13 protein-coding genes are annotated in these 13,944 nt (G+C 63.1%); all 13 read left to right on the forward strand.

Going from position 1 to position 13,944, the window contains the following annotated elements; translation table 11 throughout:
• Window positions 1-20: 20 nt before the first annotated feature.
• The 13 genes from cobW (at window position 21) to HU767_RS07245 (ending at window position 13,933) form a co-directional block, all read left to right on the forward strand.
• Window positions 21-1,085, forward strand: a complete 1,065-nt coding sequence (cobW, locus tag HU767_RS07185; RefSeq protein WP_186706683.1) for a cobalamin biosynthesis protein CobW — start codon at window positions 21-23, stop codon at window positions 1,083-1,085.
• Between the two features lie 3 nt (window positions 1,086-1,088).
• Window positions 1,089-4,862: a cobaltochelatase subunit CobN gene (gene cobN, locus HU767_RS07190; protein ID WP_186729010.1), complete on the forward strand. Its 3,774-nt coding sequence runs from the start codon at window positions 1,089-1,091 to the stop codon at window positions 4,860-4,862.
• Between the two features lie 158 nt (window positions 4,863-5,020).
• Window positions 5,021-6,025: an AAA family ATPase gene (locus tag HU767_RS07195; protein ID WP_186729012.1), complete on the forward strand. Its 1,005-nt coding sequence runs from the start codon at window positions 5,021-5,023 to the stop codon at window positions 6,023-6,025.
• 101 nt (window positions 6,026-6,126) lie between these two features.
• Window positions 6,127-6,681: a VWA domain-containing protein gene (locus tag HU767_RS07200; protein ID WP_186729131.1), complete on the forward strand. Its 555-nt coding sequence runs from the start codon at window positions 6,127-6,129 to the stop codon at window positions 6,679-6,681.
• A gap of 203 nt (window positions 6,682-6,884) precedes the next feature.
• Entirely contained in the window at window positions 6,885-8,531 is a 1,647-nt protein-coding gene (locus HU767_RS07205; RefSeq protein ID WP_186729014.1) for a phospholipase D-like domain-containing protein, read from the forward strand.
• 66 nt (window positions 8,532-8,597) lie between these two features.
• On the forward strand, window positions 8,598-8,846 hold the full coding sequence (locus HU767_RS07210) for a type II toxin-antitoxin system Phd/YefM family antitoxin (protein WP_024616638.1): 249 nt from the start codon (window positions 8,598-8,600) through the stop codon (window positions 8,844-8,846).
• Window positions 8,836-9,120 carry a type II toxin-antitoxin system RelE/ParE family toxin gene (locus HU767_RS07215; protein WP_186729016.1) on the forward strand — a complete coding sequence of 95 codons (285 nt, stop codon included), beginning with the start codon at window positions 8,836-8,838 and terminating at the stop codon, window positions 9,118-9,120. Before HU767_RS07210 ends, HU767_RS07215 begins: the two co-directional genes overlap by 11 nt.
• 414 nt (window positions 9,121-9,534) lie before the next feature.
• Window positions 9,535-10,383, forward strand: a complete 849-nt coding sequence (locus tag HU767_RS07220; protein ID WP_186706688.1) for a transporter substrate-binding domain-containing protein — start codon at window positions 9,535-9,537, stop codon at window positions 10,381-10,383.
• A gap of 54 nt (window positions 10,384-10,437) precedes the next feature.
• A complete protein-coding gene (locus HU767_RS07225; protein WP_014338685.1) occupies window positions 10,438-11,100 on the forward strand; it encodes an amino acid ABC transporter permease in 663 nt (220 codons plus the stop codon).
• A gap of 9 nt (window positions 11,101-11,109) precedes the next feature.
• Window positions 11,110-11,772, forward strand: a complete 663-nt coding sequence (locus tag HU767_RS07230; RefSeq protein WP_053121514.1) for an amino acid ABC transporter permease — start codon at window positions 11,110-11,112, stop codon at window positions 11,770-11,772.
• Window positions 11,769-12,575 carry an amino acid ABC transporter ATP-binding protein gene (locus tag HU767_RS07235; RefSeq protein WP_186729018.1) on the forward strand — a complete coding sequence of 269 codons (807 nt, stop codon included), beginning with the start codon at window positions 11,769-11,771 and terminating at the stop codon, window positions 12,573-12,575. The genes HU767_RS07230 and HU767_RS07235 overlap by 4 nt, the downstream gene beginning before the upstream one ends.
• A 38-nt stretch (window positions 12,576-12,613) precedes the next feature.
• Window positions 12,614-13,003, forward strand: coding sequence for a RidA family protein (locus tag HU767_RS07240; RefSeq protein WP_186706691.1), 390 nt, complete (start codon window positions 12,614-12,616; stop codon window positions 13,001-13,003).
• A gap of 165 nt (window positions 13,004-13,168) precedes the next feature.
• On the forward strand, window positions 13,169-13,933 hold the full coding sequence (locus HU767_RS07245; RefSeq protein WP_058543922.1) for an IclR family transcriptional regulator: 765 nt from the start codon (window positions 13,169-13,171) through the stop codon (window positions 13,931-13,933).
• Window positions 13,934-13,944 lie beyond the last annotated feature (11 nt).

Raw genomic sequence — 13,944 nt, forward strand, 5'->3', positions numbered from 1 at the left:
ACCTTGCCAAAGGGCATCCGATGAAAACACTGGCCAAACTCCCCGTCACCATCGTCACCGGTTTCCTCGGCTCGGGTAAGACCACCTTGCTGCGGCACATGCTCGACAACGCCCAGGGCCGGCGCATCGCCGTGATCGTCAACGAGTTCGGCGAGCTGGGCATCGACGGCGAGATCCTCAAGCAGTGCACCATCGGTTGCACCGAAGAAGAAGCCAACGGCCGCGTCTACGAACTGGCCAACGGTTGCCTGTGCTGCACGGTGCAGGAAGAATTTTTCCCGGTGATGCGTGAATTGGTGGCCCGGCGTGGCGACCTCGACCACATCCTCATTGAAACCTCCGGCCTGGCTCTGCCCAAGCCACTGGTCCAAGCCTTCCAATGGCCGGAAATCCGCAGCGCCTGCACCGTCGATGCGGTGATCACCGTCGTGGACAGCCCGGCCGTGGCCGCGGGTACCTTTGCCGCCTTCCCCGACCAGGTCGACGCCCAGCGCAAACTCGACCCGAACCTGGATCACGAATCGCCGCTGCACGAATTGTTCGCCGACCAACTGGCCAGCGCCGACCTGGTGATCCTCAACAAGGCCGACCTGATCAGCCCTGAAGACCTGGCCAGGGTGCGCCTGGAAGTCGCCGAAGAACTGCCGCCAGCGGTCAAGGTCATCGAAGCCAGCAGCGGTCGCCTGCCACTGGACGTGCTGATCGGCCTGGGCGCCGGTTCCGAAGAACACATCGACGGCCGCCACAGCCATCACGACCATCACCATGACGGCGACGACGATGACCACGATCATGACGCCTTCGATTCCATTTCCATCGAACTGCCCCAGGCCGACGAAAGCCTGCTGCTGGATGCACTGACGCAACTGGTGGTCCAGCACGGCGTGCTGCGGGTCAAGGGTTTCGCGGCGATCCCGAACAAGCCGATGCGCCTGTTGATCCAGGGCGTCGGTACGCGCTTCGACAAGCATTTCGACCGTCAGTGGGGCGCCGAGGAAGCGCGGGTCACCCGTCTGGTGCTGATCGGCCAGGCGCTGGATGCCGCGCTGCTCGAAGCGCAGTTGCGCGCCGCCCTCAGCGCCTAAGCCATGCACCTGCTCAGGACCCAGCCCGGCGGTTTCGTGTCGGATGACAACATTGCCGACCTGGGGCAAACCCCCGCCGAACTGGTGATCCTGTGCAGCGGCGATTCCAGCCTGGCGCTATTGGCCGAAGCAGCGCGGCAGTTGCCGGACGACTACCCGCAGTTTCGCCTCGCCAACCCGATGCAGGTGCAGAACCACGCCTCGGTGGACCTGTATTTCGAAGACGTGCTGCAACACGCCAAGGTCATACTGTTGTCGCTGCACGGCGGCATCGGCTATTGGCGTTACGGCATCGAGCGCCTGATGGAACTGGCTGGACGCGGGGTGAAGCTGATCCTGGTGCCGGGGGATGACCGTCCGGACCCGGAGCTCAGTGACCTGAGCAACGTGGCCGTCGAGGACCGCGACCGGCTCTGGCAGTTCTTGCGCCAGGGTGGCCTGGGCAATGCCCTGGACCTGTTTCACAACCTCGGCAGCCAATGGTTCGGCCGCGATTACCCCTGGGCCGAGCCGCAGGCCTTGCCACGCACGGCCATCTATCACCCGGCGAAAACCAGCGTCAGCCTCGGCGATTGGCAAGCCGACTGGCAGGTCGGGCAACCGGTGGCGGCGGTGCTGTTTTATCGCTCCCACCTGCAAGCGGCGAACACCGCGTTCATCGATGTGTTTTGCCAGCGCCTGCAAGCGGCAGGGCTCAATCCGCTGCCGATTGCCGTGGCCAGCCTGAAGGAGCCGGCTTGCCTTGCGCGGGTCGAGGACTGGCTGGATGAGGTGGCAGCGGGGGTGATCCTCAACACCACCGGCTTCGCTCAATCCAGCCCCGAAGCCCCACATCTGCGACCGTTTCGCCGCAATATCCCGGTGATCCAGGCCATTTGTGCCCAGGACAACGAACCCGGCTGGCGCGCCAACGAGCAGGGCTTGGGACCACGGGACCTGGCGATGCACATTGCCTTGCCGGAACTGGACGGACGAATCATCAGCCGCCCCATCAGTTTCAAGGACTTGGCCTGGCGCAGCGAACGCAGCCAGAGCGACGTGGTCTGCTACCGCGCCGCGCCCGAGCGCATGGATTTTGTCGCCGCACTGGCCCAGCGCTGGACCACCCTGGCGCGCCTGCCCAATGGGCAAAAGCGAGTGGCGTTGATCCTTGCCAACTACCCGACCCGGGATGGGCGCATCGGCAACGGTGTCGGCCTGGACACCCCGGCGGCGGCGCTGAATATCCTGCGGGCCTTGCAGGCCGAGGGCTATCCATTGCCGGCCGAACTGCCGGCGAGCGGCACTGCGTTGATCCAGCAATTGCTCGGCGGTGTCAGTAACGACCTGGACAGCCTCGACCTGCGCCCCTGCCACCAGAGCCTGGCCCTCGATGCCTACCAATCCCTGTTCGACGCGCTGCCCGAGGCCAATCGCCAAGCGGTGCTGGCGCGCTGGGGCTCGCCCGAGCAGGACCCGATGTTCCGCGACGGGCGCCTGATGGTCGCCGGCCTGCGCCTGGGCCTGACGTTTGTCGGCATCCAGCCGGCGCGGGGTTATCAGGTCGATCCGAGCGCGGTTTACCACGATCCGGACCTGGTACCGCCCCACGGTTACCTGGCGTTTTATTTCTGGTTGCGCCACGCCTACGGCGTCCACGCAGTGATCCACGTCGGCAAGCACGGCAACCTCGAATGGCTGCCGGGCAAGGGCGTCGGGCTCTCGGAAAACTGCTGGCCGGACGTGCTGCTGGGGCCGCTGCCGAATATCTATCCATTCATCGTCAACGACCCGGGCGAGGGCGCCCAGGCCAAGCGACGGACCCAGGCGGTGATCATCGACCACTTGATGCCGCCGCTGACCCGGGCCGAAACCTATGGGCCGCTGCGTAACCTCGAGCTGCTGGCCGACGAATACTACGAGGCGCAATTGCTCGATCCGCGCCGCGCCCGGGAACTGCAACGGGACATCCTCAACCTGGTGCGCGAGACGCACATCGACCGTGAGCTGCAACTGGATGCCGCCCTGGACAGCGATGCCGACGCGGCGATCTGGCTGCCACGCCTGGACACCTATCTGTGCGACTTGAAGGAGTCGCAGATCCGCGACGGCCTGCACGTTTTTGGCGAGTCGCCCAGCGGGCGGCTGCGCATCGATACGTTGCTGGCGTTGCTGCGCATTCCCCGGGGCGATGGCAAAGGCGCCCAGTCGAGCCTGCTGCGAGCGTTGGCGAAGGCGTTCGGGCTGGGCTTCGATCCGCTGGATTGTGCCTTGGCCGAGCCCTGGACGGGGGAGCGCCCCGACGCGTTGCGTCAGGTCAGTACCGAGCCTTGGCGCACCGCCGGTGATACTCGCGAGCGCCTGGAGCTGTTCGCGGCGCAGTTGATCGAGCGGGCGCTGGACGGTGTCGTCGAGCCACTGGAGGGGGTGGGCTGGGAGATGGTTTTCGACATTATTGAAAACCTGCGATCCATCGTGGCCCCGCGCCTGGACGCCTGCGGCCCGGCGGAAATGCGTGGCCTGCTCGATGCCCTGGGCGGGCGCTTCGTACCGGCCGGCCCCAGCGGCGCGCCGAGCCGCGGGCGTCTGGACGTGTTGCCCACCGGGCGTAACTTTTTCTCGGTGGACGTGCGCAACCTGCCCACCACCACGGCGTGGCGCATCGGTTTCCAGTCGGCGAACCTGATCCTTGAACGGCACTTGCAGGACCACGGCGATCACCTGCGCCAACTCGGCCTGTCGGTATGGGGCACCGCCACGATGCGCACCGGCGGTGACGATATTGCCCAGGCCATGGCGTTGATGGGCGTGCGTCCGGTGTGGGCCACCGGCAGCCAGCGGGTCGATGACTTCGAGATCCTGCCGTTGAGCCTGCTGGACCGGCCCCGGGTCGATGTCACGTTGCGGGTGTCCGGGTTCTTCCGGGATGCCTTTGCCAACCTGATCCGCTTGTTCGACGCCGCCGTGCAGGCCGTCGCCGCCCTTGATGAGCCGGACGACATGAACCCCTTGGCGGCCAAGGTGCGCAGCGAGCGCGAAGCCTTGCAGGCGTCGGGTCTTGAGCCGGAAGCCGCGGCGCGCCAGGCCGGCTGGCGGATTTTCGGGGCCAAGCCCGGTGCCTATGGCGCGGGCGTGCAGGGTGCGATTGACGGTCGTTTGTGGCAGAGCCGCGAGGACCTGGCCGAGGTGTACCTGAACTGGGGTGGTTACGCCTATGGTGCCAGTGATGAAGGCACCACCGCCCGGGAGCAGTTCTCCCGGCGCTTGAGCCAGGTGCAGGCGGTGTTGCAGAACCAGGACAACCGCGAGCACGACCTGCTCGACTCCAATGATTACTACCAATTCCAAGGCGGCATGCTGGCGGCGGTCGAGACCCTCAGTGGCGATGCGGCGGCCAGTTACCATGGCGATCACAGCCAGCCGGACTTGCCCAGGATTCGTACCCTGAAGGAAGAGCTCAACCGGGTCATCCGCTCCCGCGCGGCCAATCCGAAGTGGATCGACGGCGTGAAGCGGCACGGCTACAAAGGCGCGTTCGAACTGGCGGCGACGGTGGACAACCTGTTTGCCTTCGATGCCACAACGCAGTTGATCGATGACCATCAGTACGCCTTGCTGGCCGATGCCTACCTGCTCGACCCGGACACCCGGGAGTTCGTTCGCCAGCACAACCCCGACGCCCTGCGGGACATGACCGAGCGCATGCTCGAAGCGCAGCAGCGAGGGATGTGGCAGGATCCAGGCGAGTATCGCGAGGCGTTGGAAAATTTGTTGTTGGACATTGAAGAAGATGGCTGAAGTACCTTTGTGGCGAGGGAGCTTGCTCCCGCTGGGTTGCGCAGCAGCCCCCGGAACCTGAAGTCCCAGTGCCCTTTCAGAATGACGACTGCTGCGCAGCCGAGCGGGAGCAAGCTCCCTCGCCACAGGGACTCTCTCACACTCATGAGACATTCAACATGACCCACACCCCCCATTTCCCACTCTCCGCCGTGGTCGGCGCCGATGACCTGAAACTGGCCCTGTGCCTGGCCGCCATCGACCCGAAAATCGGCGGTGTGCTGATCGAAGGTCCGCGGGGCATGGCCAAGTCCACATTGGCCCGGGGCCTGGCGGACCTGCTGGCCAGCGGTCAGTTCGTCACCTTGCCCCTCGGTGCGACCGAAGAGCGGCTGGTGGGCACCCTGGACCTGGACGCGGCGTTGGGGGAAGGGCGCGCGCAGTTTTCTCCCGGCGTATTGGCCAAGGCCGACGGTGGCGTACTGTATGTCGATGAAGTGAACCTGCTGCCCGACCACCTGGTGGATCTGCTGCTTGATGTGGCCGCCAGCGGCACCAACCTGGTCGAGCGTGACGGCATTTCCCATCGGCACTCGGCGCGCTTTGTGCTGATCGGTACCATGAACCCGGAAGAGGGCGAGCTGCGTCCGCAGTTGCTCGACCGTTTCGGCCTGAACGTCGCCCTCGATGGTCACACCGCACCGGCCGAGCGCGGCCAGATCATTCGGCGGCGGTTGGATTTCGACAGCGATCCGTTGACGTTCTGCACCGAGTGGGAGACGGCCCAGCAGCAGTTGCGCGAACGCTGCCAACAGGCGCGTGAGCGCTTGGCCGGGATCGCCCTCGATGATGCGGCGCTGGCGCAGATCACCGAGCGTTGTTTTGCCGCTGGGGTCGATGGCTTGCGCGCCGACCTGGTCTGGCTGCGGGCGGCCCGGGCCCATGCCGCCTGGCGCGGCGCCGCGGCGATTACCGACGAAGATATCGATGCGGTCGCCGAGTTTGCCTTGCGGCACCGGCGGCGCGGGCATTCGGCACCGGCGCCGTCCCAGACGCCGGCGGGGGCGGGGACGGAAAAAACCGCTGAACCCAACGAAGGCCAGGGCCAGTGGGGCGACCTGCCAGCGCGGGCATTGCCGACCGGGGCCCGGCGCGACGTGCCGAGCTGGCCAAAAAAGCCCTAGGCATTCGCCCCCGTTCGCCGGCGGGGGCGAATGCCAGACCCCGCGCCGGAAGTCTCGACCAGGGTCGCCAGGGCCGGAGCAAAGCGGCGGCCAGCGGTGCGGTGAACTGGCCGGGGACGTTGCTCAACGGCCGACCACGCCGACATGAAGATTTGCGTTGGCACGATCGCCATCGGTCTCCCCATGAGCTGTGGCTGGTCATCGTCGATGCGTCGGCCTCGACCCGGCGTCACCGCGCCTTGAGTGACGGCAAAGGCCTGTTGGCGCAATTGTTCGACGACGCCTACCGACAACGCGCCCGCTTGGCGCTGCTGACAGCCAGCGGCACGCAACCGAACTGGCAGGTGCAGGGGCTAAAGGCCTCGGCCGGTCTGCGCGACTGGCTCGATGGCTTGGGTGCAGGGGGCGGAACGCCGTTGCTGGCGGCGTTGAACGAGGCCGGTCGTTGGCTGGTGGCGCGGCGCAAGCGCTACCCGGCGGAGCAGCAACGGGTGCTGGTAATGACCGACGGACGCGTCAAGGAAGGGCTTTCGCCGCCGGTCCTCGATTGCCCGTGCCTGTTGATCGACATCGAAAGAGGCCCGATTCGCCTGGGCCGGGCCAGGCAGTTGGCGGGGCTGTTGGGGGCTGAGTATCGGCATATTGATCAAATGTGATGACTTGAATGTGAGGAGTCTGGTCGGACGCTTTCGCGAGCAAGCCCGCTCCCACATTTGATCTCTGTGAACAGATCATGCGTGAACGCCGCAGAACCCATGTGGGAGCGGGCTTGCTCGCGAAGGCATCAACTCGGTCCTGGATCTACTCATAAACCCGCATCCCTGCACTATGCTCAGCCAGCCCCTCACAGGAGTGAACCATGCGCGTACTCGTCACCAATCCCCAGGACGACTTTCGGGTCAAGGCCTATGCTGGCACCAATGGCGTGCTGCTCGCCATGGACCTGGCTGAACACCGGCGCCAGGGCTTGCTGGGCTTTGCCATCGAGAAGCAGCAGGGCAACAAGCCCTGGCTGTTCCTGTTCAACAGCCTGACCTTCCCCGACAAGGCCCATACCTTTCCCCAATTCCATGCCACCCCCAGTGACAAGGCGCCCCTGCAGAAATTTCGCTGGGCCGACTACGCCGTCAACCCCGGCGTGACGATCCATTACCGTGTGCACCTGGCCTATGGCAGCCCCGAGGCACCGCAGTTGGGCGAATCCCTGGAAGTCACCGTTACCAGCGACGACGGGCAACCGACCAACCAGCGCGTGATTTTCAACCGTGCCGTGGCCGCCAGCCAGGCGTTCCAGCGCAAGTTTCCCGAACTGGACGCGTTGATCGACGCCAACAAGCACCTGTCCATCGACGACTGGCCCGACGCCCCGCGTCGCTGGCTGGAAAACGGTTTGCTGGGGCGCTTGATCGGTTTCATCGACCGGGCGCTGGATGCCAGCTGGGCCTTGGACGTCGCTATCTATGAATACGAATTGCCAGTGATCGTCGACGCGGTGACCGCCGCTCACGCTCGCGGCGCCCGGGTGCGAGTGCTGTACCACGCCGAGCCGGGAGACGACACCACCGCGCGCAACGAAGCCAGTCTCGAGAGCATGCCGGCGGCCAACAAACGTGGGCGGGTCACCCACAACATTTTCCACAACAAGTTCATTGTGCTGAGCAAGGTGCAGGGCAGCGGTTCATTGCAACCCGAGGCCGTGCTGTGCGGCAGCACCAATTTCACCGCCAATGGCGTCTACCGCCAGGCCAATGTCGTGCATGTGCTGGACGATCCTCGGATCAGCAGCAGCTATCTCAAGGTGTTCGAGCAAATCTGGGCGACACCCCAAGATGTCGATGCCACTCGCCAGTGGTTGAACCTGAACAACGCCATGGCGCCCCAAGAGGCATTGTTCGCCGGGTTCTCGCCACGCACCGGGGAGGGCGACCTGGATCGTTTCGTCGACATCATCAAGGGGGCGCGAAAGGACCTGTTGTTCGTCACCGCCTTTGTATTGCCCGACCGCATCCTCGACGCCTTGCTCGGCGCGCCCAATGACGATGTGCTGCGCTATGGCCTGCAAAACACCCGGAGCCGCATCACCGGCTTCCATGCCGACCGCACCGCCGAGTTCGCCGCCACCGCGTTGCTCAACACCGGCCTGGAAGGCTGGCTGCGGGAAAATATGAAAGGCCAGAAGGGCAATCTGCTGGTGCACACCAAGGCCATCGTCACCGACTTCACCAGCGACACGCCGACCATCCTCAGCGGCAGCCACAACCTGAGCGCCGCGGCCAGCAGTGGCAACGACGAGAATTACCTGATCATCCAGGGCGACACCGACCTGGCCGACCGCTATGGCCTGGAACTGCTGCGTTTCTATGAGCATTACCGCTTTCGCTACTTTGCGAAAAAACTCGCCCTCAAGCAGGTCAAGCCGTTGGCGGTGAATGACAGCTGGAGCGATGACTATTACCGCGTGGGGGATTTGCGGATGTTGTCCAGGGTGAGGTTTTGCGGGCGTTAAGCAGTGGCAAGAGATGTTTTAGGGTGCTATTTTTAGCGCCATTAAGAGTACTCAAGGACTCGCGTCATGACACACATCGTGCTTTCTCAAGTGGTAGCCAGCATTTCCGAACTCAAGAAGAATCCGATGGGCACCGTTGCCGCTGGTGGGGGATTGTCCGTAGCGATCCTCAACCGCAACGAGCCGGCTTTTTATTGTGTCCCCGCTCGGGAATATGAAGCCATGATGGACCGGCTTGAAGACATGGAGTTGGTCGCTCTTTGCCGCGAGCGTGAAAATGATCCAACAATCAAGGTTTCTCTTGATGACCTATGAGTTGGAGTTTTCTGATAAAGCATGGAAGGAATGGCAAAAGCTTGGAGCAACGCTCAAGGAGCAATTCAAGAAAAAGCTTGAGGAGCGACTGGTAAATCCACACGTCCAGGCTGACCGACTGCACGGGTTGGGCAACGCTTATAAAATCAAGCTGCGCAATGCAGGCTATCGATTGGTTTACCGGGTAGTAGATGATTTGCTGGTCGTTACGGTGATCGCGGTAGGTAAGCGCGAGCGCGGCCAGGTATATGACGAGGCCGCCAGGCGCCAATAGGTGATGTTTGTCTTTCCAAGAACGCCGCAAAACCATTGTGGGAGCGGGCTTGCTCGCGATGGCGTCAGGTCAGTTGGCATCAACCTTGGCTGATCCACCGCTATCGCGAGCAAGCTCGCTCCCACAGGGTAATCATTCACACATTCCAGAATGGCTCCGTTTGGGGGCGCCGAGTACTCGGCGCAGCTCCGGTTTGGGGCCTTGTTACCCGTGCGTCGTGGCTAACGGTAGCAACAGTGTTTGCAGGCAGACGTTACCGTCCGCCCACCTCTTTTTCCCATCTCCCTGATTTCCCTCAATTTCTATTTTTCTCTCCCAGGGTCGTCGAGCCTGTGGCACACTTTCTGCTGTCTATTCCGTTGTTACATACCATGTTCCGGTATAGCGGAATAAACTCACTCTGGAGTGCTTGCCATGCAACGCCGACCTTCCTTGTTCAAAGCGTGTGTTTTTCTCTTCGTGGCCACGACGGCTGCCATGGGGGTCGCTCAGGCGGCCGACAGCAAGCTGGACAGCGTGCTGCAGCGGGGGAAATTGATCGTGGGCACGGGCAGTACCAATGCGCCGTGGCACTTCCAGGGAGCGGATGGCAAGTTGCAGGGCTTCGATATCGACATCGCGCGCATGGTCGCCAAGGGCCTGTTCAATGACCCGGAGAAAGTCGAGTTCGTGGTGCAGTCGTCCGATGCGCGGATTCCCAACCTGCTGACCGACAAGGTCGACATGAGCTGCCAGTTCATCACCGTTACCGCCAGTCGCGCCCAGCAAGTGGCATTCACCCTGCCGTACTACCGCGAAGGCGTGGGCCTGCTGCTGCCGGCCAACAGCAAGTACAAGGAAATCGAAGACCTCAACGCGGCGGATGACGACGTCACCGTGGCGGTGCTGCAGAACGTCTACGCCGAAGAACTGGTGCACCAGGCGTTGCCCAAGGCCAAGGTCGACCAGTACGACAGCGTCGACCTGATGTACCAGGCGGTGAACTCCGGCCGTGCCGATGCCGCCGCCACCGACCAGTCCTCGGTCAAATACCTGATGGTGCAGAACCCTGGGCGCTACCGCAGCCCGGCCTACGCCTGGAGCCCACAAACCTACGCCTGCGCGGTCAAGCGCGGCGACCAGGACTGGCTGAACTTCGTCAACACCACCTTGCATGAGGCTATGACCGGTGTGGAATTCCCCACCTACGCTGCGTCGTTCAAGCAGTGGTTCGGCGTCGAGCTGCCGTCGCCGGCGATCGGTTTCCCCGTTGAATTCAAATGACCCTGTGAGCCCGGGGCGCCCTTTGTGGGCGCACCGTCGAAGGTACTGCCGACCATGAATTATCAGTTGAACTTTGCCGCCGTCTGGCGCGATTTCGACACCTTGCTGGCGGGGCTCGGCCTGGGGCTTTCCCTGGCGCTGGTGTCGATCGCCATCGGTTGCGTGATCGGCCTGGCGATGGCGTTCGCGCTGCTCAGCAAGCATCGCGTGTTGCGGGTGCTGGCGTCGGTGTATGTCACGGTGATCCGCAATACGCCGATCCTGGTGCTGATCCTGTTGATCTACTTCGCCCTGCCAAGCCTGGGCATTCGCCTGGACAAGCTGCCGTCGTTCGTCATCACGCTCTCGCTGTACGCCGGGGCCTACCTGACCGAAGTGTTTCGCGGCGGGCTGTTGAGCATTCACAAGGGACAGCGTGAAGCGGGATTGGCCATCGGCCTGGGCGAGTGGCAGGTGAAGGCCTACGTCACCGTGCCGGTGATGCTGCGCAACGTATTGCCGGCCTTGTCGAACAACTTCATCTCGCTGTTCAAGGACACCTCCCTGGCGGCGGCGATTGCCGTGCCGGAGCTGACTTACTACGCCCGCAAGATCAACGTGGAGAGCTACCGGGTGATCGAAACCTGGCTGGTGACCACGGCCCTGTATGTCGCGGCCTGTTACCTCATTGCCATGCTGCTGCGGTATTTCGAGCAGCGCCTGGCGATCCGCCGTTAGGAGTCTGCCATGTACGAATCCCCCAGTTGGTTGCATGAGTTGTGGGTCGCCCGGGACACCCTGTGGGCCGGTTTCCTGACCAGCGTGCAGTGTTCGCTGTTGGCGATTGTGTTGGGCACCTTGATCGGTGTCGTCGCCGGGTTGGCGTTGACGTACGGCCGTGTCTGGATGCGTGCGCCGTTTCGTTTCTACGTCGACCTGATTCGCGGCACGCCAGTGTTCGTGCTGGTGCTGGCCTGCTTCTACATGGCCCCGGCCCTGGGCTGGCAGATCGGCGCGTTCCAGGCCGGCGTGCTGGGCTTGACGCTGTTCTGCGGCTCCCACGTGGCCGAGATCGTGCGCGGTGCCTTGCAGGCATTGCCCCGTGGACAGATGGAAGCGAGCCAGGCCATCGGCCTGACGTTCTACCAGGCGCTGGGTTACGTGCTGTTGCCCCAGGCGTTGCGGCAGATCTTGCCGACCTGGGTCAATTCCTCCACGGAGATCGTCAAGGCCTCGACCTTGCTGTCGGTGATCGGCGTCGCCGAGTTGCTGCTCAGCACCCAGCAGATCATCGCCCGGACCTTCATGACGTTGGAATTTTACCTGTTCGCCGGGTTTCTCTTTTTCATCATCAATTACGCCATTGAATTGCTCGGGCGGCACATTGAAAAGCGGGTGGCGTTGCCATGACTGACGTTTCGAAACTCTCCAGTACAAAGCTCTCAAACGCCCAACCGCTGCTGGACATTCGCGGCCTGCGCAAACAATACGGCCCGCTGGAAGTGCTCAAGGGCGTGGACCTGAGCATGCAGCGCGGCAATGTGGTCACGCTGATCGGCTCCAGCGGTTCGGGCAAGACCACATTGCTGCGTTGCGTGAACATGCTGGAAGAATTCCAGGGCGGCCGGATCGTGCTCGACGGCGAGTCCATCGGTTATGACGAGGTGGCTGGCAAGCGCGTGCGCCACCCCGAGAAAGTCATCGCCCGCCATCGGGCCATGACCGGCATGGCCTTCCAGCAGTTCAACCTGTTCCCGCATCTGAGCGCGTTGCAGAACGTCACCCTGGGCCTGCTCAAGGTGAAAAAACTGCACAAGGACGAAGCGGTGGCCCTGGCCGAAAAATGGCTGGAGCGGGTCGGTCTGTTGGAGCGGCGCGACCACTTTCCCGGCCAGTTGTCCGGCGGCCAGCAGCAACGCGTGGCGATTGCCCGGGCGATTGCGATGAACCCCAGCCTGATGCTGTTCGACGAAGTCACTTCGGCCCTGGATCCGGAGCTGGTCGGTGAGGTGCTGAACGTGATCAAGGGCTTGGCCGAAGACGGCATGACCATGCTGCTGGTGACTCACGAAATGCGCTTCGCCTTTGAGGTCTCCGACAAGATCGTGTTCATGAACCAGGGCCGCATCGAAGAACAAGGGCCACCCAAGGAACTGTTCGAGCGGCCGCAATCGCCGCGTCTGGCGGAATTCCTCAAGAACACGCGTTTTTAATCCATTCAGCTATCAATCAATTCAACAAGGAGATACCCATGAGCATTACGCGTTACGGCACCGGCAGCACCGCAGGCGGCGGCCAGCCACGGCCCTTCGCCCGCGCCGTGGAGGCTGATGGCTGGCTGCACGTGTCTGGCCAGGTGCCGGCGGTGAACGGCGAGATCATTGTCGGCGGAATCGTCGAGCAGACCCACCAGACCATGAAGAATCTGGTGGCCATTCTCGAAGAGGCCGGCTACGGCCTGGAAGATGTGGTGCGCTGCGGCGTATGGCTGGAGGACCCGCGGGACTTCTGGAGTTTCAACAAAGTGTTCGGCGAATACTTCAACCCGGAACACGCCCCGGCCAGGGCCTGCGTGCAGGCGAGCATGATGGTCGATTGCAAGGTCGAGATCGATTGCATTGCCTACAAGAAAAAAGGCTGAACACGATATTCTGGAAAATTCGCGTCTGTGGCGAGGGAGCTTGCTCCCGCTCGGCTGCGCAGCAGTCGCGAGAAACTGGACCTGCTGCGCAGGCCAGCGGGAGCAAGCTCCCTCGCCACAGTAAAGATACATGCGACTATGGGTGAAATTTCAGGAACCGAAAACATGACCGAAGACACCATCAAACGCCGGGCCCGGGGATTGGATCGGGCGTTCGATATCCTCGATTTTCTCAAGGAAATCGGCCAACCGCTGCGCCCGAACGATATTGCCAGCGGCATCGGCAGCCCCAAGTCCACGGTCTATGAACTGGTGGCGTCGCTGTTGGAGCGACGCATCCTCGAGCCGGTGGGCAAGGACGGTCACGTCTACCTGGGCCGCCAGTTGTATTTCCTCGGCCAGGCGCACTTGCGGCATTTCGACCTGAGCCGCGAGGCCGACCAGGCCTTGCAGGAGATCGTGCGCCAGACCCGGGAAACGGCGCAGATGTGCCTGCTCAACGGGCGCAAATACACCGTCGCGCTGATGAAAGAAGGCGAGCGGCATTTCCGCATCTCCTCGGACATCGGTGAAAACGCGCCGATCCCATGGACCGCGTCCGGGCGCCTGCTACTGGCGCATCTGAGCGACCAGCAGATCGTCGACCTGATCGACCCCGACGATTTCATCCTGCCGGACGGCGAGCGCCTGCCCCTGGAGCAATTTCTCAAGGAAATCCGCCAGGCCGGCCTCGATGGTTTTTTCTCTTTCGACAGCGTCGCCGATACCTTCACCCATTGCTTCGCCGCACCGGTCAAAGACCCCGGCGGCGTGGCCATCGCCACCCTGTGCATCGTCGCCCCACGGGCCGACGCCAAGAACAATTACGCCGACTACCGCCGGGTGCTGATCGAAAGCGCCAACAACCTGGCCCGTCGCATCAATGAATAGACAGCAACGGC

The sequence above is a fragment of the Pseudomonas sp. SWRI179 genome (genome assembly GCF_014268705.1).
Classification (GTDB): Bacteria; Pseudomonadota; Gammaproteobacteria; order Pseudomonadales; family Pseudomonadaceae; genus Aquipseudomonas; species Aquipseudomonas zanjanensis.

Excerpts from the sequence above, each read along its gene's own strand:
- HU767_RS07195 (WP_186729012.1), top strand. The coding sequence starts at position 5,021 with ATGACCCACACCCCCCATTTCCCACTCTCCGCCGTGGTCGGCGCCGAT.
- HU767_RS07230 (WP_053121514.1), top strand. The coding sequence starts at position 11,110 with ATGTACGAATCCCCCAGTTGGTTGCATGAGTTGTGGGTCGCCCGGGAC.
- HU767_RS07240 (WP_186706691.1), top strand. The coding sequence starts at position 12,614 with ATGAGCATTACGCGTTACGGCACCGGCAGCACCGCAGGCGGCGGCCAG.
- HU767_RS07210 (WP_024616638.1), top strand. The coding sequence starts at position 8,598 with ATGACACACATCGTGCTTTCTCAAGTGGTAGCCAGCATTTCCGAACTC.
- HU767_RS07235 (WP_186729018.1), top strand. The coding sequence starts at position 11,769 with ATGACTGACGTTTCGAAACTCTCCAGTACAAAGCTCTCAAACGCCCAA.
- HU767_RS07215 (WP_186729016.1), top strand. The coding sequence starts at position 8,836 with ATGACCTATGAGTTGGAGTTTTCTGATAAAGCATGGAAGGAATGGCAA.
- HU767_RS07220 (WP_186706688.1), top strand. The coding sequence starts at position 9,535 with ATGCAACGCCGACCTTCCTTGTTCAAAGCGTGTGTTTTTCTCTTCGTG.
- HU767_RS07225 (WP_014338685.1), top strand. The coding sequence starts at position 10,438 with ATGAATTATCAGTTGAACTTTGCCGCCGTCTGGCGCGATTTCGACACC.
- HU767_RS07245 (WP_058543922.1), top strand. The coding sequence starts at position 13,169 with ATGACCGAAGACACCATCAAACGCCGGGCCCGGGGATTGGATCGGGCG.
- cobW (WP_186706683.1), top strand. The coding sequence starts at position 21 with ATGAAAACACTGGCCAAACTCCCCGTCACCATCGTCACCGGTTTCCTC.
- cobN (WP_186729010.1), top strand. The coding sequence starts at position 1,089 with ATGCACCTGCTCAGGACCCAGCCCGGCGGTTTCGTGTCGGATGACAAC.
- HU767_RS07205 (WP_186729014.1), top strand. The coding sequence starts at position 6,885 with ATGCGCGTACTCGTCACCAATCCCCAGGACGACTTTCGGGTCAAGGCC.